This is a genomic window from Arthrobacter sp. D3-16, assembly GCF_054408515.1.
The window spans coordinates 1569904-1594035 of the sequence record NZ_CP096437.1; the positions used below are offsets into that span (position 1 = coordinate 1569904).

Genomic DNA, 24132 nt, shown 5'->3' on the forward strand with positions numbered 1-24132 from the left:
AGGAGCTTTCCCTTGCCTAAAGAAAGTGGCCGTAAAGTGGTGGCCACCAACCGGAAGGCCCGGCACGACTACCATGTGCTGGATACCTACGAGGCTGGAATCGCGCTCATGGGAACGGAAGTAAAATCCCTACGCGAGGGCCACGCCTCCATGGTGGACGGATTCTGCACCTTCTACAACGACGAGCTGTGGATGGAAGCCATCCATATCCCCGAGTACAACCAGGGAAGCTGGACCAACCACGCGGCCCGTCGTCGCCGCAAGCTGCTGCTGCACCGCGAGGAACTGATCAAGATCTCGCACAAGGCGCGCGAATCGGGCTTCACCATCGTTCCGCTGCAGCTGTACTTCGTTGACGGCCGGGCCAAGGTTGAAATTGGGGTTGCCCGCGGTAAGCGTGAGTACGATAAGCGCCAGACTCTCCGCGAACAGCAGGACAACCGCGAAGCCCAGCGGGAAATGCGGGAACGCAACCGCCGCCGCTAGGCTGGAATGAATTACCCGAATCATGCGTTATGATAAGTAGTCCGGCGAGCTTGCCTGCCGGTTTGATAAAAAAATATGGGGATGATCGGTTTCGACGATGTTAGTCGCGACAGGTGAAGCGGGCCGAGGATGCAGAATTATCTCGTAAACGCTTTCTGCAAACCAATAAGTGCCGAATCTAAGCGCACTGACTTCGCTCTTGCTGCTTAACCAGTAAGACAGTCCGTCAGCCCGAGGTTGCTATCGCCCCGGATCCTGGCGTCATTTAGATAGCCACTGCTGCTTACCCCCGTCATCGGGGTAAGCGGGACTCTTAGATGACTGGGCCCGGATCAGCCAGCTGTTTGCAGCATGGCTGGGGCCGAGAAAATCCGACGCAAACTGCGCCCGGAGAAGCCCTGACAACACGACATCGGACGGGGGTTCAATTCCCCCCATCTCCACATTTGCGATGATGCGGCACTTCCCGGATGGGAGGGCCGCATCGTCGGTTAAACACCCCGGTCCTCGGACCGGGGTGTTTTTCTTTGCCTAGTTCTCCGGGTTGGTAGTTCCTGGTGGGTTGGCGGAAAAGCGGTACTGATAGGAGTCTCTGTCAGCCCAGGTGAAGCTTCCACCGACGCGAAAAGTCGGGGGTATCCACGTGGGCGCTGGACCGAACAGGAAGATTTACTGCCGGGCCTCGTTGAATCTCTGGGCCAGCACGGGAAGCAGCGAGCGGATGTAGCTGCGTGTGGCATGGTCGTAATCGAAGTAAACCTGCAAGCCGCCGATCACTGCATAGCAGGTTTGCTCGTCGCAAAACTGGTCCGTCAGGTCGAGGACCTTAACGTCGGGTTCGCCCATGCCATGGGCTGCGCTTGCTACCGGGTCTGGTGCCAAAGCCTCAGCCCGCCCGTTTGCGCAATTGACGGGCTGCTGCTGGTTGACGGCGACGCAGTCCGGGCTGCTGTGGCGCAGCGTCAGCGGGGGATCCCGCAAGACGTAGACCCGAGAACCGCCACTAGTCCAGTCGAGTAATCGCTCGGCCACGGCGTCGTTGTATTGATCCAACTGGGAGCGGCCGGTGCCATCATCAATTGTTTCACCGGCCCCGAAGGATGCAGCGAAAACCATGTCGGGCTTTTCCTCGACTATCCGTTCGGTGACCTGCGTACTCCACGACAAGCAGCGCTGCTGCGCGTGCGGATCAGTCGCCGGTTCGCCCATGAAGGCGACGCGCTTTACGTCGACGAAAGGACAACCGCCTACCATGGACTCCTTCAGCTTCCATCTGTGAAGCCTTGCAAGCTCGTGGAGCGCGCTTTTCCACTGCTCGGCGTGCGAGTCGCCGACGAGCCAAACAGTTGCTCCCGGCTTGGCCCCTCCGGTGAAATCGCATTCCGTCAGGAATTTTTCATCTTCAACAACTATGGGGTCGGCTGACGGGCGGCACTCCGGCGCGTCGAACCACGGCGCTTCGTTCGGACCCACATTTGCGACTTGGGCAGGGCCAAAGGGGTCATCGCAATTGTTTCGCGGGTCGAGGCTGCGCGCACCGAAACAGGGCCCCCCGGAAAGATCCAGAAGCTTCGCCGCTTCGGCGTCCTGGGCTTTGCCGTAACTCAGCAAGAGGCCACCGCACAGGGCACAGACCACTGCCATCGCGGCTGCCATGGACACCATGACGCGTGCTGGCTTGGCTCCCTGCAGAAGCTTCGCGCGGCCCGGATCCTCGACAAATTTTTTGGACGCATAGGCAAGCGCGATGGCCAACACCAAAACAACGATCTTGTCCAGGGTCCACAGCGGGTGGCCCAAAAGCGCCGGCGCCAGGACGATCAGGGGCCAGTGCCACAGGTACAGGGAGTAGGACAGGTCCCCCAACACCTGGATGGGCTTGGCAGCGAGAAGCTGGTTTGGCGACCAGAATGGGCTGTTCGGTCCGGAGGCCACCACCAGCAAGGTGCCTGCGACCGGAACCGCCGCAGCAACTCCCGGGAAGAACGTCTGCTCGTTGTATGAAAAGGCGGAATAGGCTATCAGGCCGTAGCCCAGCCATTGTGCCGCTCCTGACAGCGCTAGATGGCGGGCCGGCAGCCGCAGGCGTAACGCCCCCACCGCATGGGCGCCACCGATCGCAACCAGGGCCCCGGCGCCGAACTCCCAAACTCGAGCTGGCGTGAGAAAGTAGGCCGGGCTCTTGTTGGTGTAGGTGAACCAGATACAAAATGCCAATGATATGGCGCTGACCACAGCGATGCTTAGGGCAAGAAACGCCCGCCGGCGGATGCGGATCCGCGCCGCGGCCGTGAACAGCCCGAGGAAAAGCAGTGGCCAGACCAGATAAAACTGCTCCTCCACGGAGAGAGACCAAAAGTGCTGCACCGTTGAAGCGTCTTCATTGTGCGCTGAGTAATCCACGGACTTCGCCGCCAAAACCCAGTTTTCAACGTAGAGAACTGACGCCATGGTTTCCTGCGCTATGGAGACCCAGCGCGAAAACGGCAGAAGGGCCCACGCGGCCAGCAGCGAAACGACGCCGACAAGGGTTGCGGCAGGAAGCAGCCTCTTGATCCGCCGTGAATAAAAGCGTCCCAGGTCGATGCGGTTCGAGCGCTCCAGCTCCCCGAGCAGGTGCTTGGAGATCAGATAGCCCGAGATCACGAAGAAGACATCGACCCCCACGTAACCGCCTGGAAGTCTCAGCGGCCACAAATGGTTGAGAACCACGAGCCCAACTGCCAGGGCACGCAGGGCCTGTATATCTTTTCGCGTCGCAGAGAAAGCCTCTGTCCGCCGCACGCTCGCCCGGGTTGGCAACAAGACCTGACCGGTCACACGTACTCCTTGTTAATAAACTCTGAAAGCGCAAGCGCTGCCACGCGCTGGGTACCGGCGTCGGTCACCGGCCCTTGCTGCTTTTCCTGACACGTTCCTGCTGCCCTTGCCTTGGCGGCACCAGTGGACAAGCGCATCAACTGCTGCGTTGCAGTGGCAGGCGCCGCCTAATGCGCGATAGAGCGGCGGGATGAAAGCAGCCCCCTTGGAGCTGCAGCGTGGACGACGCCACGATGAACACCCCAACTTTGGGCGGCGGACTCAATTGCCCTCCCGTACTTTAGCACTGCCTGATGCCGATAACGTTCCGTCTCCCGCCGCGCCAGAGACCTGCAGCCAGTAGCCCCACGCAGCGGACCGTTCACCCACGGCGTAGCGCAGCCGGGACTAGCAGCCCGTCCCCGGTCGTTGTCTCCGGTAGGAGCCCGCACCGCCCTCGCCGTCGGGATCCGGTTGAGCCAGGAGGTGCCCCATGAACCAGGGGAGCGAGCCAGCTTCACAGGCGCCTGACGTCGACGCCCTGGACTCGTATTCGCAGACAGTGATGCGCGTGGCTGCCACAGTCACACCTCACGTCGCTGCCTTGGAAATGTCCGCGGCCCGCCGCAACGGTCGCGTCCGCGTTGGTGCCGGTTCCGCGGTGCTCTTCACTGAGGACGGTTACCTCCTCACGAACGCCCACGTCGTGGCCGGTACGCAGCGAGGGCACGCAGTCTTCGCCGACGGCAACAGGATGGAGTTGGAACTTGTTGGCGCGGACCCACTGTCCGACCTCGCGGTGGTCCACGGAAGGCCGCCGCGGGTGGCGCCGGCACAGTTTGGTGCCGCCGAGACCTTGCGGGTGGGCCAGTTGGTGGTCGCCGTCGGGAACCCCTTGGGCCTGGCCGGCTCGGTGACTGCGGGAGTGGTCAGCGGCCTGGGGCGTGCCATCCCGGTATGGTCCGGAGGCAATCGGCGGGTCATAGAGGACGTCATCCAGACGGACGCCGCCCTCAACCCGGGCAATTCCGGTGGTGCGCTGGCGGATACGCACAGCCGGATCGTTGGAATCAACACCGCCGTGGCAGGCGCCGGACTCGGCCTGGCCATCCCCATCAACGCCACCACCCAGCGGATCATCTCGGCCCTGCTGGCGGACGGCCGGGTGCGGCGCGCCTACCTTGGGCTGGTCAGCACGCCGACCAGCCTCAGCCCCAGCGCCGTCATAAGGACGGGCCAGCGGGATGCGCTGCGCGTGGTGGAGGTGCTCGCCGGCTCTCCGGCAGAAAAAGCGGGCCTGGCAGCGGGGGACATTCTCCTCGCCGCTGGCGGCCGCCCTGTCAGCGACGCCGAAAGCCTCCAGCGCCTGCTCTTCTCGGACGCCATCGGCGAACCGCTCCTGCTTGCCGTACTGCGGGACGGTAAGGAAATGCACCTTACGGCCGTCCCCGACGAGATGGTCAGCAACGGAAAGTAAGCGCCCGCTCCAGCAAAGGCGCCTTGGCCGGAAAAGAGCGGCCCTGCCTTAAAAGAGGGGCCTAGCCCTGCCCCGGCACGTCCGCGATGCCTACAAAACGGGTGCCCACGCCGTCGAACTCGCTGCGGACGTACCCCTCGCGAACGCGGGGAACTTCTTCGGGATTGTGGTGGCCGCACACAACATAGGTAAAGTCGGGCCACCACTTTTTAGGGCGCGCTGCTTCCTCGTACCCGCAGACGGCGCACTCAAGGTGGACCCAGACAGGCCGCTTTCCGGTGCGGTTGGCGCGGGACTGGACCAGCCACGGCGGCGGGTTGTCAAGAATTTCACCCAGTTCAGCTTCGGTCATCCATTTTGGAAGGCCGTGGCGCTGGGCCATTTCCATCGGTACATCAAGGGCAATGGCCGCGTCGCGTCTGCTAATCATCACCATCCACGATACGCGAGCCGGCCAAATTGCCTGCAGGAGCGCTAGGAAGCGAGGGCGATGCCCGCCGCTGCGGCCACGAAGCCCAGGACAAGGTTGGCCGCCACATTCAGTACGGCGGAGCCGAACCGTGCTTCAGCCAACAACCGCACCGTTGCCGTTGTCCATGAACTGAAGGTGGTGAGTCCGCCTGCCAACCCCGTTGCCACTGAAGCCTCCCATTCCGGGGCCAGCCCCAGTTTCATGGCCGTGGCGTGGGAGATGCCAATGATGAGGCAGCCCGTGACGTTCACCAGCAGCGTGGCCCAAGGCCAGTGCAGCCGCGCCTTGTGCCCCAAACCGCGCGGCGAACTGCCATCGGAGCCGTCCGCACTGATGGACGTGTGATGCGCGAACCAGCTGTCCACGCCGAAACGGACAAGCGCGCCGGCGACGCCAAACAGGCCCACCAGGGCAGCAGCCATCACGCCCTGCGGCTCTCGCCGATGTCATGGCCAAAGGCCATCAACCTGCCGAACCGCCACCCCAGGCCTGCCGCCGCCAGCCCCAGCAGCACTGACAGGGCCAGGTAGGCTGCCCAGACCGGATGCTCGCCGGCGCGGGCCAACTGGTCCACGGAAAACACCACGGCAGAGAAGGTGGTGAAGGACCCCAGCAGGCCGGGTCCCAGCCCCGCGCGTAACCAGAACGCGGTCTTCGGGCGGGCCATCCAGATTGTGGTCAACGCAGCCAGGACGAAGCTGCCGCCAACGTTGATTAACAGCGTGGCCCAGGGAACCACACCGGGAAGATCCGGAAACGCCAGCCCTAGTCCGTAGCGCAGTTCAGTGCCGATCAGGCCTCCGGCGGCGACAGCGAGCCAGGCGCGGCCCGTCGGCATTCCCGCCGGCTTCATTCAGCCGTCTCCAGCAGGCAGCCCGGGTGGGGATGGTCACTGTGCACCCACAGGGCTGACGTGATTTCATCGGCCAGATCGTAATCCCTGGTCCGGCCCGAGTTCCTGATCCGAACCACCAGGGCGCCGCCGAACGGTTTGCGGCCCACAACCTCCACTTCGGCGTCGAGGTCTATTTCCTCGGCGGAAAGATAGCGGAGAAGGTCCGGGTTTTCATCGCTGATCCTTGTGATCCTGCCGGTATGCCCCTGGTCCAGCTCACCCATCAGGTGGGCGCGGGGCATCAGCACTTTCCCGTCGGCGGTGGGAATGGGGTCACCATGCGGATCCCGCTGCGGGTTTCCAAGTTTTGCCGCAACCCGCTCAATGAACGTGTCCGAGACGGCGTGTTCCAGGAGCTCGGCTTCGTCGTGGACCTCGTCCCAGCTGTAGCCCAGCTGCTGGACAAGGTAGGTCTCAATCAGGCGGTGGCGGCGCACCATGGAGAGGGCCAGCCGGACGCCGGCGTCCGTCAGTGTGATGGCGCTGTAGGGCTTATGGTCTACGAAGCCCTGGTCCTTCAGCTTGCGGACCATTTCGGAAACCGATGAATTGGCGACGCCGAGGCGCTGCGCAAGCTGGGAGGACGTGATGGCCTTGTCCTGCCATTCCGTGAAGGAGTAGATGACCTTGACGTAATCCTCGATGGAGGAGGAGGGCGCGCTGGTCTTCACAGCTCCTAGCCTACCCGTTGCCGGTTCACCGTCACGCTTTGAAGGCCCGCCAGGTAAGGGTCAGATACGGCAGTTCGAGCACTTCATCCAGGCTGTGTCCCAGGTGGTCGTGCAGATACCAGTCCAGGTTGGCCAGCACTTTCGCCCGGGTGGTTTCGCTGGCACGCAGGTAGTAGCTTCTCGACTTCGTAAGCTCCACCAGGCCGGTAGTGCTGACGTGGTCCTGCCAGTGGGTGACATGGCCCTCAAGCCCTCGAAACTCGGGCCCCACATGCGGCCGGAAGTCCGGCTTGTACACATCCCCTGCGTGCATGATCCGGGAGAGCCGGTGGACCCAGGGGACGGATGTGTCCAGCTGGTTCCAGATGAGGCCCAGCGTCCCATGCGGGCGCAGGACGCGTGCCAGTTCAGTGCTTGCTGCCAGGGCATCGCACCAGTGCCAGGCCTGGGCAACGCTTACGACGTCGAAGGCCGCGGGAGGCAGGCCCGTCGCCTCAGCGGTGGCCTGGACTGCCGCGGCCGCGGGATAGTGCGCCCGTAACTGCTCGAGCATGTCCGCAGAGGGATCCACCGCCGTCACGGCCAGGCCCATGTCCAGCAGCAGCCCGGTGAACTTCCCGGTGCCGGCACCGGCATCCAGAGCCTCACGGGCGCCCGCGGGCACCAGCCACTCTGCGGCTTCTTCCGGATAGCCGGGACGGACCTGCTGGTAGTGCCGGCCGCCGTCCTGGAAGCTCTGGCCGAGCTCCCGCCGCCGTCCGTGGTCAAGCCTGGGCCCACCCCGTACCACGCGTGGCCTCCTTCGTCCGATGCCCTTGGGTATCCTTCGAATTTACCGCACCCACGGTAGGCGCAGGATCAGGAGGCAGAGCCAGCGCGAACCCTTAGCGGGCATGAGGGCTCAGTCATCACTGCAGGGGGCGGCCCCGGCGGTCCCCGGAGTGTTCGGTGCCCAGTGCGGGTAGGTCCGGGTGTCGTTGGCGGGAACCCAGCGCCCCGCGTCGACGACGTAGTCCCACCCCAGGCCGTTGTGGCGCAGCGCGTCGATGCCGGCAAGGAGCCGTTCTGCATCCTCAAGGCGTGAGCCGACGCCGAAACTGGCACGGAGGGAACCGGAAGGAAGCCCGAGCCGCTTCAGCAGCGGGTGAGCACAGAAGCGGCCGTCCCGCAGGCCAACGCCGTGCTCAGCGGACAGGTAGGCAGCCACGAGCCCGGCGTCGTAGCCTTCCACCGAGAAGTTGACCACGCCGATCGTGTCCGTGTCCGGGTTGGTGTCCTTGAAAATCTGGTGCACGGTCACGCCATCAATCTTCTGCAGGCCTTCCACCAGGAAGGAACGGATGGCCGACTCGTGCGCGTGCCACTGTTCCTGGTCCAGCCCGGCGATCACCTGGGTGGCGCGGGCCAGCGTGGCTGCGCCGAGGACGTTGGGCGAGCCGCCCTCATGGCGCGCCGGGCCCGTGGCCCAGCTGACGCCGTCGAGCCTGGCTTCCTTGACGGCGCCGCCGCCGGCGAGGTGGGGCGTTCCGGCGTCGAGCCAGTCCGCGCGGCCGACCAAAACGCCGGAGCCAAACGGCGCATAGAGCTTGTGGCCGGAGAACGCGAGATAGTCAACGCCGTCCCGGGCGATATCTATACGCCGGTGTGGCGCCAGCTGGGCTGCGTCAACCACAATCCGGGCTCCGTGTTCGTGGGCGAGTGCGGCGAGGGCCCGGACGGGCAGAATCTCCCCGGTGACGTTGGAGGCGCCGGTGACGGCGAGCAGGCTCACCCCGCCCTGCTCCAGCTCCGCCCGGACGGACTCAATGGTCCCGGCGATAGTGTCAGCGGCAACGATGCTCCGGTGGGGGACACCCTGCCACGGCAGCAGGTTCGCGTGGTGTTCGATGTCCAGGTACAGGACGTCGCCGTCCGGACGCCCGTCCGTGGCAGGCAAGCAACCGGCCAGGAGGTTGAGGGAGTCGGTGGTGTTGCGCGTGAAAATCACCGAGTCGTCGGGGCGGCCGCCCACAAAATCCCGGACGATGCTGCGTGCGTTTTCGTAAACAGACGTGCTGATCTGGGACGCGTAGCCGGCGCCGCGGTGGACGCTCGCGTAGAAGGGCAGGATCTCGTTGAGGTAGGCCGAGACCACCGAGAGAGCGGGAGCCGAAGCGCCATAGTCGAGGTTTGCATACCGGACGTGGCCGCCGGAGATCAGGGGCGCCTGGATTTCCGCACCCGTCACGGCAGCAAGGGGACGGCCGGCAACAGCGCGGCGGGCATCAAAGAGGACAGCGGCTTCAGCCTGGCTGGTGTCGGGCCGGGCGGGGGCGTTGGGGGAGACGGTGGCAGTTGTCACAGAGACCTCACTTCGAAAAGGACTCCCTGCTCCGGGAATCCGCGCTTGCCGCATCCGTTCCGGACCGGCCTGGTCGTCACCCGGGGCACCCCACCGCGGTTGGAGGGTTGCCGGCCAGCAAACCGGGGTTTCGCGCTGGCACTCGTGACCTGGTTAAGAGCGTAGGACATGGGACAGGAAGGTTTGAAGCCGGCTCAAATGTTAAGCGCTTTGTTACGGCTGCTGAAAAGTACTGCTTTGGCCGAAGAAACGACGGCGGGCGCCCCCCTTGGGAGTCGCCCGCCGCTGATTGTTCGGTGAAAGTGCTCAGAGAAGGTCGTCCAGGTCAGGGTTCAGCCTGCGGAGTACCTCGGAGTGCAGGATGGAGTTCGTGGCCAGCGCGTTACCGCCGAACGGCCCGTCCTCCCCTTCCAGCGACGTGAACCGGCCACCCGCTTCGACCACGATCGGCACCAGTGCGGCCATATCGTAAAGGTTGAGTTCGGGTTCGCAGGCGATGTCCACCGCGCCTTCAGCCACCATGCAGTAGGACCAGAAATCGCCAAACGCACGGGTCCGCCAGACGTCTTCGGTGAGTCCCAGGAAGTTGTCCAGGTTCCCGCGTTCCTTCCAGCCGCCCAGGCTGGAGTAGGACAGCGACGCGTCGGACAGGTTGGCGACGTTGGAGACGCGGAGGCGGGTGGCAGCAGCCAACGACCGGCCCATGTAGGCACCCATGCCCTTGGCCGCCCACCAGCGCTTGCCCAGGGCAGGGGCGCTGACCACTCCAACAACGGGTTCGCCTTCATCCACCAGGGCGATCAGGGTGGCCCAGACGGGGACGCCGCGGACGAAGTTCTTGGTGCCGTCTATGGGGTCGATGATCCAGCGGCGGGACCCGTGGCCGGTGCTGCCGAACTCTTCACCGAGTACAGCATCGCGGGGACGGGAGCGTGACAACTGGCCGCGGATGGCTTCTTCTGCAGCCTTGTCCGCGTCGGTGACCGGCGTCAGGTCGGGCTTGGTCTCCACCTGAAGGTCCTGGGCCTTGAAGCGGCTCATGGTCTGGTCATCCACGGAGTCTGCCAGGACGTGTGCCAGGCGCAGGTCATCGTTGTAGCTTGAAGCGGGTTGGATCATGTTTCCAAACTACCGTCTGCGCGCGGTTCTGCTGGGAGATCGGCACCGTCAGTTGACGCTGCCCAGTTCCTTCGCCTCCTGCGCCTCCAGCCGGGGGTCGGTCCCCAGGAGGCGCCGCAGGGATGCCAGCCGGGCTTCCCCGGTGGCGCCGGCATGTCCGCCCGCCACCCAGGCGTCCAGGCCGCAGTTCACGGCCGTGGCGGTGTGCTTGCAGCCCCGTTCGCAGTCTTCGATGCCGGGGGAGAGGTCCGGGAAGGAGCGCAGGATCCGGTCCGGGTCTACATGCGCCAGTCCGAAGGAGCGGATGCCCGGGGTGTCGATGATCCAGCTGCCGGCGGGTGCGTCGGCCAGCCGCAGGGCCAGCGCTGACGACGATGTATGCCGGCCCCGCCCCGTCACCGCATTGACCCCGCCCGTGGCACGCTCGGCCCCGGTCAGCGCGTTTACCATGGTCGACTTGCCCACGCCTGAATGCCCCAGCATGACTGTCACTTTTCCATCCAGGTAGCCGCGGAGCTCCGCCACGGCTTTGCTGTCCAGCCGCGCGGAGAGGCCGTCGTCCGAGCGGGCATCGATCCCCGAAGCGGTGGAGTCGGCCGTCCGGCTGATGATCACGGGGAGGTCGAGGTGGGTGTAGTTGGACAGCAGTTCCGTTGGATCCTTGACGTCCGCTTTGGTGACCAAGAGGATCGGCTCGATCCCGGCGTCGTAGGCCGCCACCAGGGCGCGGTCGATAAAACCGGTGCGCGGCTCGGGGTTGGCAGCCGCCACCACAACCACCAGTTGGTCCGCGTTGGCCACCACGGCCCGTTCCACGGGATCGGTGTCATCCGCGCTGCGGCGCAGAAGGGTCCTGCGGTCCTGGATCCTGACCAGCCGGGCCAGGGTATCCGGTTCGCCGGACACGTCGCCCACGAGGGAGACGAAATCGCCCGCCACCACCGGGTTGCGGCGCAGCTCCCGCGCCCTCGCGGCAATGACTACCCGTTCGTCGCCGGAGTCCTCGCCCACCACGGCCGTATACCTGCCACGGTCTACGGTGATGATGCGTCCCGTCACGGCGTCATCATGGCTGGGCCGGTCCTTGGTGCGGGGGCGCGAACCCTTCTTGCTGGGCCGAATGCGGACATCCGATTCATCCCAGGAATCAGTGCTGCGCGCCACCGGTAGAACCTTCCGTACCGGTACGGGACGGGCCTGTCTGGGCGAGCATGTCTGCCCACAAATTGGGAAAGTCCGGCATGGTTTTGGCGGTCGTGGCGATGTCCTCCACCTGCACGCCCTCCACGGCCAGGCCCAGGATGGCCCCGGCGGTGGCCATCCGGTGGTCGGCGTAACTGCGGACGACGCCGGCGTGCAGTGTGGCGGGCCGGATCACCAGGCCGTCGCTGGTCTCCTCGGCATCACCGCCAAGGCGGTTGATTTCGTTGACCAGCGCGGCCAGCCTGTCGGTTTCGTGCCCGCGCAGGTGCGCAATACCGCTGAGCCGCGAGGGACCGCTGGCCAGCGCACACAACGCAGCGACCGTCGGGGCCAGCTCGCTGGTGTCCGCGAAATCCGCGCCCTTGATTTCAGGTCCGCCGGTTACGGTGAGGACACCGTCGCGCAGGGTAACTTCCGCGCCCATCTCGGCCAAGATGGACCGCCAGAGATCTCCTACCTGCTGCGTCTGTTCCGGCCAGCCGGGAATCCGCACCGTTCCGCGGGAAGCCAGCGCCGCGGCAAGGAACGGGCCGGCGTTGGACAGGTCCTGCTCAATCCGCTGGTCGAAGGCCTGGATGGGCCCGGGGGCAACGACCCAATGGTTGGGAACCGAATCGTCGACAACAACCCCGGCACCCCGCAGGACGGCGACCGTCATGTTGATGTGGTCGAGGCTCGGTACAGGTTTCCCTACGTGCTCAAGGTGCAGGCCCTCGGTGAACCGTGCCCCCACCAGGAGAAGCGCCGAAACGAACTGTGAGGATGCGCTGGCGTCAATGACCAGGTGCCCGCCGCGTACTTCCCCGGTGCCCTCCACGACAAACGGCAGTGACGACGGCGTGCCGCCGCCTTCAGCGGAAACGGCCACTCCAAGCGCCTTGAGCGCCTCGATGATGGTTCCCATGGGCCGCTTCCGGGCATGGGGGTCGCCGTCGAACAGGCTGGCGCCGTCCCGCAGCGCCGCCAGCGGCGGAACAAACCGCATCACGGTGCCGGCAAGGCCGCAGTCGATCCTGGTGGAAGCCGACGCAGCATCCGCCGGGAGCGGCAGGACCTCTAGGTCCGGCCCGAACGCCCCGTCTCCCGGCACCTCGGTGATGGTTGCGCCCAACTGCCGAAGCGCGTCAATCATCAGCGCGGAATCCCTGGAGTGCAGCGGCGCGCGCAAACGCGACGGGCCGTTGGCCAATGCGGCAAGCACCAGGTACCGGTTGGTCAGCGACTTCGAACCAGGCACCGTAATGGTGGCATTCACCGGGCGGGAGGCGAAGGGTGCGGGCCAGTGGGGGAGGGATGGTCCGGAGTTGTCCTGGGTGGTGGCGGGCGCGGCTGTCATGTCCTGCTTATGCCCCTGTGGCCTGTTCAACGGCGCGGCGGACCACCTTATCGGCCTTGGAGAGCTTCTTGTTGGTGGTTTTCCTGGCATCGGCGGCAAGGTGGGCGGCGCCCTTCCGCGCGTCGGCAGCAAGGTGCTCCGCGCGCCACGCCAGTCCCGGTTTGCCTGCCGTATCAACGGAAGCAAGCAGGGCACCGCCGCTTAGTGAAAGGTTCTTGAGCAGCTGGTTGCGGCGGTTCCCGCGGCCTTCCTTGCTGCTGATGTCCGCGCTGCGCCACTCGACAAAGGTGTTGAGAAGGGAAATGACGGTCAGCACAGTGGCTGAAAGCCGGGAAAACTTCCCGAGCCCAAAGAGGACGCCCGCGCCCACCTGAGTGCCGCCGATCACCCGTGCCAGCGTCTTCTCGTCAGTACGGAACGGCAGCGCCGCCGTTGCCTTGCTCAGCAGGGGCGACAACTGTTGAGCGGTGTCATCGGCGTTCTTGAGCTTATCCATTCCGGCAATTACAAAACTGGAGGCCAGCATGGGACGGGCGAGTGTGCGGACAAAGGACATGGATTTCCTCCTGGATGGACGAACCGCGTCGGGTGCGGCGAAGTCCGTTCTAGTCTTGCACTTTTGGGGAATATTTGCCCAAGGCCCGGGGTTATGAATGCTGGGTCCGCGAGAGCCGGACCCGAACCACAAAGCACCGGACAACAGAGCGGAGTTGGGCCTTGAAGCGGGTGTTGGACGGAATTGACGCAGCAGGCCCGGTGGCCATGGACTTGTTGGAGGACGAACCCCCCGGGTACGGCTCTCCGCGTGCGCGGAGCCTGACAGTAGACTTGAAGGCAATGAGCACCTTGGATCCGGCCGTTTCGGCCATGTATGAGGCTTCCCAAAGCGAAGCCAAGAGCAGCGCTGACGCACGGCCCCGGCCTGCAGAGCCGACGGCGGAATCCCTGCAGCCCGAAGCGGAAACCACCGAAGAGGTGGTTGAGCTTTCCACGGAATCTGCGGAGGAACGCCGTGCCCGGTTTGAGCGCGACGCGATGCAGTATGTCGACCAGCTCTACTCGGCCGCGATGCGCATGGCACGGAACCCTGCTGACGCGGAGGACCTCGTCCAGGAGGCCTACACCAAGGCCTTCTCCGCGTTTCACCAGTACAAGCCCGGAACCAACCTCAAGGCCTGGCTATACCGGATTCTGACCAACACCTATATCAACCTGTACCGGAAACGGCAGCGCGAGCCGCTCCAGTCCAACTCGGACACTATCGAGGACTGGCAGTTGGCGCGGGCTGAATCACACACCTCAAGCGGGCTCCGCTCCGCTGAGGCGGAGGCGCTGGATCACCTGCCCGATTCGGACGTCAAGCGAGCGCTCCAGGACATCCCCGAAGAGTTCCGCCTGGCGGTCTATTTCGCAGATGTCGAGGGCTTCGCGTACAAGGAAATTTCAGACATCATGAACACGCCCATCGGCACAGTGATGTCCCGGCTCCACCGCGGCCGGAGAATGTTGCGGGACATGCTCGGGGAGTACGCCGCCGAGCGGGGATTCAAAACGGCCGCGGGTCCGAAGGACGCGGCGGAAAGCACACAACAGGAGAACAGGAAATGAGCGACTGCCAGGGATTGGGCGACTGCGACGACACCCGGATGCAACGCATCTATGAGTATCTGGACGGTGCCTTGACCCGTGAGGACATCACGGAAATAAAGACCCACCTTGATGACTGCCCCGAGTGCACGGAGCAGTACGACCTTGAGTGCGTCATCCGCAACATGGTCAAGCGTTCCTGCACTGAGGCTGCTCCCGAGAACCTCAAAAACGCCATCCTGGACCGGATCCATTCGATCCGGCCGGTGGACGCCTAGCCCGCGCCAGCGGTCCAGCAACCAAGCAGGGCGACGATCCCGTCATACATACAAAGGACCCCGGAAGCCGATTAGCTTCCGGGGTCCTGTGCTGTGAACCGTAGTACCTGGCATTTTGCCTAGGTGTTGGGGCGCTTCCCGTGGTTCGCGCCGCCACGCTTACGGTCACGACGCTTGCGTGCACGCTTGCTCATAGCTGGCCTCCTTACTGTTGGTACTCAAAAAGAGCTGCCCTCAAGTCTCCCACATGATGCGGCACCCTGCGAACCGGGGACCACAGCGTGACCTGCGGTTCGATGTGCGGTTTGCCGCGGCGGTTACTTTTCGAGGAGGGAGTTCCGGACGGCGATGCGCGCCTGTTCCAGCACCGTCCTGAGCGTTTCCAGGACCACTGGATTGAGCGGCTGCTTGCCTGCCTGCAGCCGCAGCTCGGTCCGGAGCTCATCACGGAAGGCCTGGAGCATCGTCTCTGCTTCTCTTAGGGAACGCCTGCTCTCTGCTGCCGACCTGCCGCTGGAGGCGGTGGAGTCGCCCGAGCCGGCGGCTGCCCGGGCTGCCTCCGCCGTTGCTGCAAGGTCGGCCCGCAGCCCGCGCATATTGCTGCGGATGTCTTCGCGGAGGTTATCTGCCAGCCGCCGCACGGAGGCGGAAATTTCGTTCTCCACCGCCGCCAGTTCTTCGCGGCGCAGGTTCAGCTCCGCCAATCCGGCCGGCGTTATGCGGTAGTTGGTGCGGCGTCCGGCGGACTCTGTGGCCACCAACCCCTCCTCCTCAAGTTTCCCCAACCGCGGGTAGATAGTGCCCGCGCTGGGGGAGTAGGTGCCGCCGAACCGCTCCTTGAGCGCCTTAATGAGTTCGTAGCCATGCTTCGGGCCGGACTCCAGCAGGGACAGAAGGTAGAGCCGCAGGGCACCGTGGGCGAATACGGCCGGCATCAGGGCCGTTCTTCCGCATTCCCGGACTGTCCACTGTGGATGATGGACGTCGTGCCTGACACGGAATTCGTCCTGACCAGCATGAGTTTGGTGTCCGGCCCGGCGATCGTTTCCACCCTGCCCCCGGGCACGTGGTACTTCTGGTGGTCGATCACTACTGTTCCGCTGGCCGATTTGGCTACGATATCAACGCCAACGTCGTGGGGGATGCGGATGGTGAGGTCTCCTGATACTGAGTTTGCCCCGAAATCCTGGGTGTAGCCCAGAAGGTCGAAACTCATTCCGCCGCTGACCGTGTTGGCCCTGATATGGCTGAAGTTGCCGGAGGCCGTCACCTCGCCGGAGACGGTCTTGGCAGTAAGGACACCGGTGTGATTGCGGGCGCTCACCTCGCCGCTAACGGTGTTGACGTGCAGTTCGCCGTCAGTGCCGTCGGCCATGACAGAACCGGAGACAGTGTTCAGGCGCGTTCGGCCGGCCATCCCGGACACGAGGCCGTCACCGCTGACGGTGCCTGCCTCAACCTCAACCGTCGCCGGAACCGCGATGCTGATGATTGCGTAGTTCTCGCTGTTGTGGTTGACCGTTCCCATGAGGTTCTTGAACCAGCCCTGGGGCCCGTGCAGCTGGTGGCGGACTTCAAGCCGGCCGTCCTCAAGCGAGACCGCCACGGGATCGCCCTGGACCTCGGAAATCTCTATCCGGGTGACTGGCTCGTGGTGCGCCACCACGTCGAAGCGGCCCCGCACCATGCCCAGCTTCACGGACGTCACCGAGTCGACGTCGATGGTCTGCGCGCTCGTGACATCCCAGTTTTGCTCAGCCATTGGTCCTCCAAGACGATATATCGCGTGATGGATCCAACCTACTGCCGGCGCAGGCGGAGGTCAAGATATATCGCGAGCGCCTACTCCGGGACGGCCATCCCCAGCCACTGGAACCAGCCACGGTGCAGTACCAGCCAGGCCATCAGCCCGTATCCGGCCTGCCCTGGCGTGCCGCCGTTTGCGGCCAGGTCCTGGCGCCACTGTTCGTGGTTTAGGAGGGGGGAAAATGTGTCCACATAAAGATGCTTGCGGCGCGTGGTCACATCAGCGAAAGCAGTGTTCAGCTCGTCCAGCCGGCGGTTCTGCCCAGGGTCCAGCGTGGGTGGCGGCCCCACCACAAAGACTCCCAGGCGGTTCTGGGACGCCGAGTCCAGGATATTGGCCAAGTTGAGCCGGCTGCGGGCGGTGGAAAGTCCGAACTCGATATCCCGGCCGGACAGACCTATCACCAGGCGGTTCTCGGCCTGGTCGCTGAACCGCCGGCCGGCCTCGTCCATCCAGCGGGCGGCCAGGCCTTCCGTGCCTTCCTGCGGACAGGGGAGGGCGTAGCTTTCCAGGAGCACGCCATCCTGGGGAGTGCGGGCCAAGACACGGCCCAGCCAGCCGAGCGCCCGGGGGTCACCCAGACCGGCCAGCAATTCATCTCCTACAGCTGCGATACGCAGCTTCCTGTCTTCCACACGTTCCTCTTAACTTCGGTGCTGCTGCCCGTCGCCACCCGGACCATATAGGGGATCGGGCGGGCGCTGTCCATCCCATTAAACAGAACTGCCCGGCCGGAGTCTGGTATTTCGACGTCCGGCCGGGCAGCCTTACGGGTTACTTCCGCGCAAATGCCTGCTTCAGCAGGGCATCCTGCTCCGCGGCGTGGCGCTTCATGGAGCCGGCGGCCGTGGAGGCCGACGCCGGACGCGACACCAGGCGGACCCTCCGGTCAAGGGCATCCGGGAGGTTCAGGCCAATAAACGGCCACGGTCCCTGGTTGGCGGGCTCATCCTGCGCCCAGACAACCTCCGCGTTCGGGTACTTGGCCAGCTCGGCTGCAATCTCCGCGTGCGGCAGCGGGTAAAGCTGCTCCACCCGGACGATCGCGGTCGTCTTGTCATCGGTCTTCTGCCGCGTGGACAGGAGATCGTAGTAGAGGCGGCCTGAGACCAGCAGAACGCGTTCGACGGCGTCTGCGGCCAGCTGCTCATGCTCACCGATGACAGGCCGGAACCCGCCGTTGGTGAAGTCCTCCACGGACGATGCGGCAGCCTTGAGGCGCAGCAGCTGCTTGGGCGTGAAGATGATCAACGGCTTCCGCGGCCGGCTGTACGCCTGGCGGCGCAGCAGGTGGAAGTGCGAGGCCGCGGTAGTGGGGTTGGCCACGATCATGTTCTCTTCGGCACACATCTGCAGGAAACGTTCAATCCTTGCGGAAGAGTGGTCCGGGCCCTGGCCCTCGTAGCCGTGCGGAAGCATCAGCACCAGGGACGAGCGCTGGCCCCACTTCTGCTCAGCGGAGGAAATGAATTCGTCGATGACGATCTGGGCGCCGTTGACGAAGTCGCCGAACTGGGCTTCCCACAGGACGAGGGCGTCGGGGCGCTCCACCGAGTAGCCGTATTCGAAGCCCATGGCCGCGTATTCGGACAGCAGTGAATCGTAGATCCACAGCTTGGCCTGGTCATCGGAAAGGTTGCCCAGCGGCAGCCATTCCTTGCCGTTGGCGCGGTCATGGAAGACGGCGTGGCGCTGGACAAACGTGCCGCGGCGCGAGTCCTGGCCCGCCAGGCGCACCGGCACGCCTTCCATGATGAGGGAGCCAAAGGCTGCGATCTCGCCGAAGCCCCAGTCGATGCCGCCTTCGCGGGACATCTGTTCACGCTTCTCCAGCAGCTGCTTGAGCTTGGCGTGGACGGTGAAGCCGTCAGGAATCTCCAGGTGGGCCTTGCCGATCCGGGCCAGGGTGTCTGCCGAGATGGCTGTGGACACGGGGGAGTTCGTGCTGGAGTCCGACTGCTGGGCGATAGGCCGCTCGATGTCGGACACTGCTGCGGAATCCGCCGTAACGATCGGAATCGGGGACGTCTGGGCAGCATGGGTCTCGGCAAAGACCCGCTCCAGCCGTTCCTGGTAATCGCGAAGCAACTGCTCGGCTTCTTCCTCGGTGATGTCGCCACGGCCGATGAGCGACTCGGTGTAAAGCTTGCGCACCGAGCGCTTGGCTTCGATCAGGTTGTACATCAGCGGCTGGGTCATCGAGGGGTCGTCGCCCTCGTTGTGACCGCGGCGGCGGTAGCAGACCATGTCGATCACAACATCCTTGTGGAACCGCTGGCGGAACTCGTAGGCGAGCTGGCCAATGCGGACCACAGCCTCGGGATCGTCGCCGTTCACGTGGAACACCGGTGCCTGGATCATCTTGGCAACATCGGTGGAGTACGTGGAGGACCGGGACGATGAGGGCGCCGTGGTGAAGCCCACCTGGTTGTTGACCACCACGTGGATGGTTCCGCCGGTGCGGTAGCCGCGGAGCTGGGACAGGTTAAGGGTTTCGGCAACCACGCCCTGCCCGGCGAAAGCAGCGTCTCCGTGGACCATGATGGGCAGGACCGGGAACGACTCGCCCTGATCCAGGCGGTCCTGCTTGGCGCGGACGATGCCCTCAAGGACAGGGTCCACTGCTTCAAGGTGGGACGGGTTGGCAGCCAGGTAGACCTTGGTCTCCTTGCCGTTATCCGAGGTGAAGGTGCCCTCGGTGCCCAAGTGGTACTTGACGTCACCGGACCCCTGGACGGAGCGGGGATCCTGGGTGCCCTCGAATTCGCGGAAAACCTGTGCGTAGGTCTTGCCGGCGATGTTGGTGAGCACGTTCAGGCGGCCGCGGTGGGCCATGCCAATGGCTACCTCGTCCAGGCCGTCATCGGCGGCGTCGGACATGATGGCATCAAGCAGCGGAATCAGGGACTCGCCGCCTTCGAGGGAGAACCGCTTCTGGCCTACGAACTTGGTCTGCAGGAAGGTTTCAAACGCCTCCGCTGCGTTCAGTTTGGAGACGATGCGCAGCTGCTCTTCACGGCTGGGCTTTGAGTACGGGTGCTCCAGCTGGTCCTGGAACCACTTGCGCTCGGCAGGCTCCTGGATGTGCATGTACTCGATGCCCGTGGTGCGGCAGTAGGCGTCGCGCAGGACGCCCAGGATGTCACGGAACTTGAGCATGGGCTTGCCGCCGAAGCCGCCGGTGGGCCATTCGCGGTCCAGGTCCCAGAGCGTCAGGCCGTATGTGAGGACGTCAAGGTCCGGGTGCTTGCGCTGGACGTATTCGAGGGGATCGGTGTCCGCCATCAGGTGGCCGCGGACGCGGTAGGAGTGGATCAGCTGCTGAATCCGGGCAACCTTGTTGATTTCGTCTGCCGGGTCCACCTGCTTGTCGGCGCTCCAGCGCACGGGCTCGTATGGGATGCGCAGGGACTCGAAGATCTCGTCGTAGAAGTTCTGTGCACCAAGCAGGAGCTGGTGGACCAGCTTCAGGAACTCGCCGCTGCCGGCGCCCTGGATCACCCGGTGATCGTAGGTGGAGGTCAGCGTGAGGACCTTGCTGATGGCATTCTGGGCGATGATCTTCTCGCTGGCGCCCTGGAACTCGGCAGGGTAGTCGAGTGCGCCGACGCCGATGATGGCTGCCTGGCCCTTGGAAAGGCGCGGCACGGAGTGCACAGTGCCGATGCCGCCCGGGTTGGTCAGGGAGACGGTGGTGCCCTGGTGGTCCTCGGCGGTCAGCTTGCCGTTGCGGGCGCGCTTGATGAGGTCCTCGTAGGTGTGCCAGAACTCGGAGAAGTTGAGGGTCTCGGCCTTCTTGATGTTCGGCACCATCAGCAGGCGGGTTCCGTCGGGCTTGGGCATGTCGATGGCGATGCCGAAGTTGACGTGTGCCGGCTGGACGGCGACGGGCTTGCCGTCCACCTCGTCGTAGTACACGTTCATGGAAGGGAACTGGGAGAGCGCGCGGATCACCGCGTAGCCGATGAGGTGCGTGAAGGAGACCTTGCCGCCGCGTGCGCGGGCGAGGTTGGAGTTGATGACAACGCGGTTGTCGATCAGCAGCTTGGCGGGGATGGCCCGGACGCTGGTGGCCGTGGGTACCTGGAGGCTGGTGACCATATTGGTGGCGATGGCCTTTGCCGGTCCGCGAAGGACGGAAACAACGTCCTCTTCGGGAGCCGTGGGGGCCTTAACGTTCTTGGGCAGCTGCGCTGGGATGGGCTGCGAACCCGTGCCGGACTCGGTCTTCTTCGAACCGTCGCGGGCCACGGTGGCAGGAGCCTTCTTCACCGGTGCCGGCGCTGGAGCAGCGGGTGCCGCAGAAGCAGGCGGTGCCGACGGAGCGGGGGGAGCTGCTGCCGGCGGCGCTGCCGGTGCCGCAGGTGCCGCATTTACAACCGGCATCTCCCTCGTTGCAGGGTGGGCAGCGGCATGCCCCGAGTTTCCGTTGGAAGAAGAACTGCCGGCCGAGCCGAAGGATTCGAACAGCGGCCACCATTTGGCGTCGACAGCGTTCTTGTCCTTTTGGTACTGCTCGTACAGTTCGTCAACGAGCCACTCGTTTCCGCCAAATTCCTCTGGTAGACGGTGGCTTGGCTGCTCTGGCACTTGAAATACGCCTCTTCCATGAGTTTGATTTCTCTCCGGCCCACGGTGCTTCAGCACTACGTTTTAACCGGTCTCTGCGTCCTCTGAACCCAGACCAATGCCAGTCTAGTAAGCATCGTGTGGTAACTGCCAATAAGGGTGACCCAAATCATGAAGTGACGTGAAAAGGCCGGAATGTGGCGTCCTGGAGTTCCCGAATGTGGCGTTGTGGCGTGCGGGGAAATATGGGTTTTGAGCCGCGTGCGGGGCCGCCCCGGCGGCTGTGGCGGGAGTCGCGGCGGGGCAGTCGGGCTCCTGTAGACTGAAATTCTTATGGACAGTAAATCTAGGTGCCGGCCTGGGGGCTGTCAGCGGAGCGCAAAGAGCGCCGCACAGTCCACCCGCAGAGCCGGCAAACCCCGAACACGCGCCCATCACCATTCGCTGGCACAACCGGCAGCAGCTGCAAAGGAAACTGCGTCGGCGTCGGCCGACCATCCTCCGCCGGACCGATATTCCTGGCGCCGCTTCCCGTCTTCAACGCCCTGCCTTGCAGCCACTGCTGTCGGGACGGGATGCTGAATGGAATGGCTTCTCCTCGCAGCGGGTTTGCTGCTGATCGCCGGCACGGGCTTTTTTGTCGCCGTCGAATTTTCCCTTATTGCCCTTGACCAGGCGACCGTGCAAAGGGCCATCGACGACGGCGACGCCGGCGCCGTTCCTCTGCTCGCGTGCCTGAAGTCCCTGTCCACCCAGCTCTCCAGCTGCCAGCTGGGCATTACCTTGACCACGCTGCTGACCGGTTATGTGATGGAGCCCTCGGTGGGCCGGCTATTGGAAGCCCCGCTTGCCGCCGTCGGGCTTCCCGAGGTGGCGGTGGCATCCATCTCGCTGGTCCTGGCAATGGTCATCGCCACCCTGCTGTCAATGCTCCTGGGCGAACTGGTGCCCAAGAACATGGCCATCGCCCTTTCCTTCCCCGTGGGCCGCGCCCTGGCCCGGCCGCAGCTGATGTTCACCGCCGTGTTCAAACCCGCGATCGTGGTGCTCAACGGCTTCTCCAACAAGGTCCTGAATGTTTTCGGGCTGGAGGCGAAGGAAGAGATTTCCGGTGCCAGGACCCCTGCCGAGCTCTCGTCGCTGGTGCGGCGGTCGGCGGAGATGGGAACGCTCGACGCCGGCACGGCCAACTTCGTGGCACGCACCTTGAACTTCTCCACGCGTACGGCGGCCGACGTGATGACGCCGCGCATTCGCGTGGAAACGATCGAGGCGGACCAGCCGGTCTCCGACATCCTGGCTGCCGCACGCCGGACCGGATACTCGCGTTTCCCCATCATCGGTGAGTCTGCGGACGATATCAGGGGGCTTGTCCACGTCAAAAAGGCGGTGGCAGTTCCTTGGGACCGGCGGCAAAACCTGGAAGCCGGAGCCATCATGACTGACGTGCTGCGGGTTCCGGAGACCATCCATCTCGACGCCCTGCTGGCGGAACTCCGCGAGGGCAACCTGCAGCTCGCGGTTGTCCTGGACGAATATGGCGGGACGGCCGGCATCGCCACCCTCGAAGATCTCGTGGAGGAAATCGTGGGCGAGGTGTCGGACGAGCACGACAAGGTCCGTCCCGGGCTGCTGCAGAGTGCGTCAGGAGACTGGTATTTCCCCGGACTTCTTCGCCCGGATGAACTGTCCGAACAGATTTCCGGCCTGACCGTCCCCGATGAGGCGGCCTACGAAACAGTGGGCGGCTATGTCATGAGCAAACTGGGCCGAATCGCCATGGTGGGCGACGCCGTACCCGTCGGCGGCGGCACCCTGAGTGTCACCAGGATGGACGGCCGGCGGATCGACCGGATCTGTTTCCGGCCGGCTGAGCCCGAACCAGAGTCCGGCAACAACGACGACGGGACTGAACGATGAGCGACTGGGCCGGAATACTGTGGCTGGTTGTCCTCCTGTTCGGCAACGCGTTTTTTGTTGCCGCCGAGTTTGCCGTAATGTCGGCCCGGCGCAGCCAGATCGAGCCGCTGGCTGAAGCCGGATCCAAGCGGGCGCAGACCACCCTCCGTGCCATGGAGAACGTTTCGCTGATGCTGGCGTGCGCCCAACTGGGCATTACGGTCTGTTCCCTCCTGATTCTCCTGGTGGCAGAACCCGCTATCCACCACCTGCTGGCTGTGCCGCTGGAAATGCTGGGCCTGCCGATGGAAGTTGCCGACGTGGCAGCCTTCGCCGTGGCGCTGATGCTGGTGACGTTCCTGCACGTGACCTTCGGCGAGATGGTGCCGAAGAACATCTCTGTCAGCGTGGCTGACAAGGCGGCACTTCTGCTCGCGCCGCCGCTGATGTTCGTTGCCCGGCTGGTCCACCCCGTCATCTCCGTCCTTAACTGGTCCGCAAACCACATCCTCAAGCTCCTCCGCATAGAGCCCAAGGACGAAGTGAACTCCTCCTTCACCCTTGAGGAGGTGCAGTCCATCGTGCAGGAGTCCACCCGCCACGGGCTGGTGGACGACGACGCCGGGCTCATCACCGGCGCCTTGGAGTTCTCCGAATACACTGCAGCGGACATCATGGTTCCGCTGGAAAAGCTGGTCATGCTCAGGGCCGCCACCACTCCGGTGGAGTTCGAGAAAGCAGTGAGCCGCACCGGATTCTCCCGCTTCCCCATGCTCGATGATGACGACCTGTTGTACGGATACCTCCACGTAAAGGACGTCCTGTCCATCCCGGAAGCAGCCTACGAGCGCCCCATTGCCGAGAGCCGCATCAGGTCCCTCGCGAACCTGGCCCTGGACGACGAAATCGAAAAGGCGATGTCGGTGATGCAGCGCACTGGATCGCACCTCGCGCGGGTCATCGGCCCCGACGGCAGGACGAAGGGTGTCCTGTTCCTGGAAGACGTGATTGAGCAGCTCGTGGGTGAAATCCGCGATGCCACCCAGGCCACCGGCGTCCGCAGGCTGGGCCAGCCAAACGGCGGATGACAGGGTGCGTGACTCACATGAAGGCGCCCGCACCGGCTTATACCTAAATAGGAATCATTCCCATTTAGGTATAAGCTTGAGTGGTTCTTTCCGTTCCCACCCTGA

22 protein-coding genes, 1 other RNA gene and 1 riboswitch are annotated in these 24132 nt (G+C 64.4%); of the genes, 7 read left to right on the forward strand and 16 right to left on the reverse strand.

Annotation, left to right across the window (positions count from 1 at the left end):
* The first annotated feature begins 12 nt into the window (after positions 1-12).
* Both smpB and ssrA read left to right on the forward strand, forming a co-directional pair.
* The gene (gene smpB, locus M1D32_RS07515) at positions 13-486 is read left to right on the forward strand and encodes an SsrA-binding protein SmpB (protein WP_458781639.1); all 474 of its coding nucleotides are present in this window, start codon (positions 13-15) and stop codon (positions 484-486) included.
* Positions 487-563: 77 nt separating this feature from the next.
* Positions 564-932, forward strand: a transfer-messenger RNA (tmRNA) gene (gene ssrA / locus M1D32_RS07520).
* Positions 933-1155: 223 nt separating this feature from the next.
* Here the strand turns inward: ssrA and M1D32_RS07525 are convergent.
* Positions 1156-3306 (reverse strand): acyltransferase family protein, encoded by a 2151-nt coding sequence (locus M1D32_RS07525; protein ID WP_458781640.1) that lies wholly within the window; start codon positions 3304-3306, stop codon positions 1156-1158.
* A gap of 472 nt (positions 3307-3778) precedes the next feature.
* Between M1D32_RS07525 and M1D32_RS07530 the strand changes: the two genes are divergently transcribed.
* Positions 3779-4762: a S1C family serine protease gene (locus M1D32_RS07530; protein WP_458781641.1), complete on the forward strand. Its 984-nt coding sequence runs from the start codon at positions 3779-3781 to the stop codon at positions 4760-4762.
* 61 nt (positions 4763-4823) lie between these two features.
* Here the strand turns inward: M1D32_RS07530 and M1D32_RS07535 are convergent, their stop codons facing one another.
* The 10 genes from M1D32_RS07535 to M1D32_RS07580 form a co-directional block, all read right to left on the reverse strand.
* Entirely contained in the window at positions 4824-5192 is a 369-nt protein-coding gene (locus M1D32_RS07535; protein WP_458781642.1) for a hypothetical protein, read from the reverse strand.
* Positions 5193-5236: 44 nt separating this feature from the next.
* Positions 5237-5656 (reverse strand): fluoride efflux transporter FluC, encoded by a 420-nt coding sequence (locus M1D32_RS07540; RefSeq protein ID WP_458781643.1) that lies wholly within the window; start codon positions 5654-5656, stop codon positions 5237-5239.
* Positions 5656-6087, reverse strand: coding sequence for a fluoride efflux transporter FluC (locus M1D32_RS07545; RefSeq protein ID WP_458781644.1), 432 nt, complete (start codon positions 6085-6087; stop codon positions 5656-5658). The genes M1D32_RS07540 and M1D32_RS07545 overlap by 1 nt, the downstream gene beginning before the upstream one ends.
* Positions 6084-6800, reverse strand: a complete 717-nt coding sequence (locus M1D32_RS07550; protein ID WP_458781645.1) for a metal-dependent transcriptional regulator — start codon at positions 6798-6800, stop codon at positions 6084-6086. Before M1D32_RS07550 ends, M1D32_RS07545 begins: the two co-directional genes overlap by 4 nt.
* A 31-nt stretch (positions 6801-6831) precedes the next feature.
* Complete coding sequence (locus M1D32_RS07555; protein ID WP_458781646.1) at positions 6832-7590, reverse strand: class I SAM-dependent methyltransferase; 759 nt, start codon at positions 7588-7590, stop codon at positions 6832-6834.
* Between the two features lie 111 nt (positions 7591-7701).
* Positions 7702-9141: an aminotransferase class V-fold PLP-dependent enzyme gene (locus M1D32_RS07560; RefSeq protein WP_458781647.1), complete on the reverse strand. Its 1440-nt coding sequence runs from the start codon at positions 9139-9141 to the stop codon at positions 7702-7704.
* A 36-nt stretch (positions 9142-9177) separates the two neighbouring features.
* A riboswitch (SAM riboswitch) is annotated at positions 9178-9291 on the reverse strand.
* A gap of 156 nt (positions 9292-9447) precedes the next feature.
* Positions 9448-10260 carry a histidinol-phosphatase gene (hisN, locus tag M1D32_RS07565; protein WP_163162417.1) on the reverse strand — a complete coding sequence of 271 codons (813 nt, stop codon included), beginning with the start codon at positions 10258-10260 and terminating at the stop codon, positions 9448-9450.
* 48 nt (positions 10261-10308) lie between these two features.
* On the reverse strand, positions 10309-11424 hold the full coding sequence (rsgA, locus tag M1D32_RS07570; protein WP_458781648.1) for a ribosome small subunit-dependent GTPase A: 1116 nt from the start codon (positions 11422-11424) through the stop codon (positions 10309-10311).
* On the reverse strand, positions 11408-12799 hold the full coding sequence (gene aroA / locus M1D32_RS07575) for a 3-phosphoshikimate 1-carboxyvinyltransferase (protein ID WP_458781649.1): 1392 nt from the start codon (positions 12797-12799) through the stop codon (positions 11408-11410). The genes rsgA and aroA overlap by 17 nt, the downstream gene beginning before the upstream one ends.
* A gap of 7 nt (positions 12800-12806) precedes the next feature.
* Complete coding sequence (locus M1D32_RS07580) at positions 12807-13355, reverse strand: DoxX family protein (RefSeq protein ID WP_458781650.1); 549 nt, start codon at positions 13353-13355, stop codon at positions 12807-12809.
* 281 nt (positions 13356-13636) lie between these two features.
* On the opposite strand from M1D32_RS07580, the gene M1D32_RS07585 reads away from it, so the two are divergent.
* Together M1D32_RS07585 and rsrA are read left to right on the forward strand one after the other, a co-directional pair.
* Complete coding sequence (locus M1D32_RS07585) at positions 13637-14407, forward strand: sigma-70 family RNA polymerase sigma factor (RefSeq protein ID WP_458781651.1); 771 nt, start codon at positions 13637-13639, stop codon at positions 14405-14407.
* Positions 14404-14664 (forward strand): mycothiol system anti-sigma-R factor, encoded by a 261-nt coding sequence (rsrA, locus tag M1D32_RS07590; RefSeq protein WP_163162425.1) that lies wholly within the window; start codon positions 14404-14406, stop codon positions 14662-14664. Before M1D32_RS07585 ends, rsrA begins: the two co-directional genes overlap by 4 nt.
* A 119-nt stretch (positions 14665-14783) precedes the next feature.
* On the opposite strand, the gene M1D32_RS07595 is transcribed toward rsrA, so the two are convergent.
* The 5 genes from M1D32_RS07595 to M1D32_RS07615 form a co-directional block, all read right to left on the reverse strand.
* On the reverse strand, positions 14784-14858 hold the full coding sequence (locus M1D32_RS07595; RefSeq protein ID WP_369299106.1) for a 50S ribosomal protein bL37: 75 nt from the start codon (positions 14856-14858) through the stop codon (positions 14784-14786).
* 123 nt (positions 14859-14981) lie between these two features.
* Positions 14982-15599, reverse strand: a complete 618-nt coding sequence (locus M1D32_RS07600) for a PadR family transcriptional regulator (protein ID WP_458781652.1) — start codon at positions 15597-15599, stop codon at positions 14982-14984.
* Positions 15599-16426, reverse strand: a complete 828-nt coding sequence (locus M1D32_RS07605) for a DUF4097 family beta strand repeat-containing protein (protein ID WP_458781653.1) — start codon at positions 16424-16426, stop codon at positions 15599-15601. Before M1D32_RS07605 ends, M1D32_RS07600 begins: the two co-directional genes overlap by 1 nt.
* An 80-nt stretch (positions 16427-16506) precedes the next feature.
* The gene (locus M1D32_RS07610) at positions 16507-17106 is read right to left on the reverse strand and encodes a GDSL-type esterase/lipase family protein (RefSeq protein WP_458781654.1); all 600 of its coding nucleotides are present in this window, start codon (positions 17104-17106) and stop codon (positions 16507-16509) included.
* A gap of 139 nt (positions 17107-17245) precedes the next feature.
* The gene (locus M1D32_RS07615; protein WP_458781655.1) at positions 17246-21061 is read right to left on the reverse strand and encodes a multifunctional oxoglutarate decarboxylase/oxoglutarate dehydrogenase thiamine pyrophosphate-binding subunit/dihydrolipoyllysine-residue succinyltransferase subunit; all 3816 of its coding nucleotides are present in this window, start codon (positions 21059-21061) and stop codon (positions 17246-17248) included.
* A gap of 561 nt (positions 21062-21622) precedes the next feature.
* Between M1D32_RS07615 and M1D32_RS07620 the strand changes: the two genes are divergently transcribed.
* Both M1D32_RS07620 and M1D32_RS07625 read left to right on the forward strand, forming a co-directional pair.
* On the forward strand, positions 21623-22960 hold the full coding sequence (locus M1D32_RS07620; protein WP_458781656.1) for a hemolysin family protein: 1338 nt from the start codon (positions 21623-21625) through the stop codon (positions 22958-22960).
* Positions 22957-24027 carry a hemolysin family protein gene (locus M1D32_RS07625; RefSeq protein WP_458781657.1) on the forward strand — a complete coding sequence of 357 codons (1071 nt, stop codon included), beginning with the start codon at positions 22957-22959 and terminating at the stop codon, positions 24025-24027. The genes M1D32_RS07620 and M1D32_RS07625 overlap by 4 nt, the downstream gene beginning before the upstream one ends.
* Positions 24028-24132: the final 105 nt, after the last annotated feature.

Bases quoted from the DNA above. Each gene is read 5' to 3' on its own strand.
- M1D32_RS07625 (WP_458781657.1), top strand. From the start codon at position 22,957: ATGAGCGACTGGGCCGGAATACTGTGGCTGGTTGTCCTCCTGTTCGGC.
- M1D32_RS07605 (WP_458781653.1), bottom strand. From the start codon at position 16,426: ATGGCTGAGCAAAACTGGGATGTCACGAGCGCGCAGACCATCGACGTC.
- hisN (WP_163162417.1), bottom strand. From the start codon at position 10,260: ATGATCCAACCCGCTTCAAGCTACAACGATGACCTGCGCCTGGCACAC.
- M1D32_RS07530 (WP_458781641.1), top strand. From the start codon at position 3,779: ATGAACCAGGGGAGCGAGCCAGCTTCACAGGCGCCTGACGTCGACGCC.
- M1D32_RS07580 (WP_458781650.1), bottom strand. From the start codon at position 13,355: ATGTCCTTTGTCCGCACACTCGCCCGTCCCATGCTGGCCTCCAGTTTT.
- M1D32_RS07585 (WP_458781651.1), top strand. From the start codon at position 13,637: ATGAGCACCTTGGATCCGGCCGTTTCGGCCATGTATGAGGCTTCCCAA.
- aroA (WP_458781649.1), bottom strand. From the start codon at position 12,799: ATGACAGCCGCGCCCGCCACCACCCAGGACAACTCCGGACCATCCCTC.
- M1D32_RS07540 (WP_458781643.1), bottom strand. From the start codon at position 5,656: ATGGCTGCTGCCCTGGTGGGCCTGTTTGGCGTCGCCGGCGCGCTTGTC.
- M1D32_RS07535 (WP_458781642.1), bottom strand. From the start codon at position 5,192: ATGATTAGCAGACGCGACGCGGCCATTGCCCTTGATGTACCGATGGAA.
- rsrA (WP_163162425.1), top strand. From the start codon at position 14,404: ATGAGCGACTGCCAGGGATTGGGCGACTGCGACGACACCCGGATGCAA.
- M1D32_RS07600 (WP_458781652.1), bottom strand. From the start codon at position 15,599: ATGCCGGCCGTATTCGCCCACGGTGCCCTGCGGCTCTACCTTCTGTCC.
- M1D32_RS07545 (WP_458781644.1), bottom strand. From the start codon at position 6,087: ATGAAGCCGGCGGGAATGCCGACGGGCCGCGCCTGGCTCGCTGTCGCC.
- M1D32_RS07620 (WP_458781656.1), top strand. From the start codon at position 21,623: ATGGAATGGCTTCTCCTCGCAGCGGGTTTGCTGCTGATCGCCGGCACG.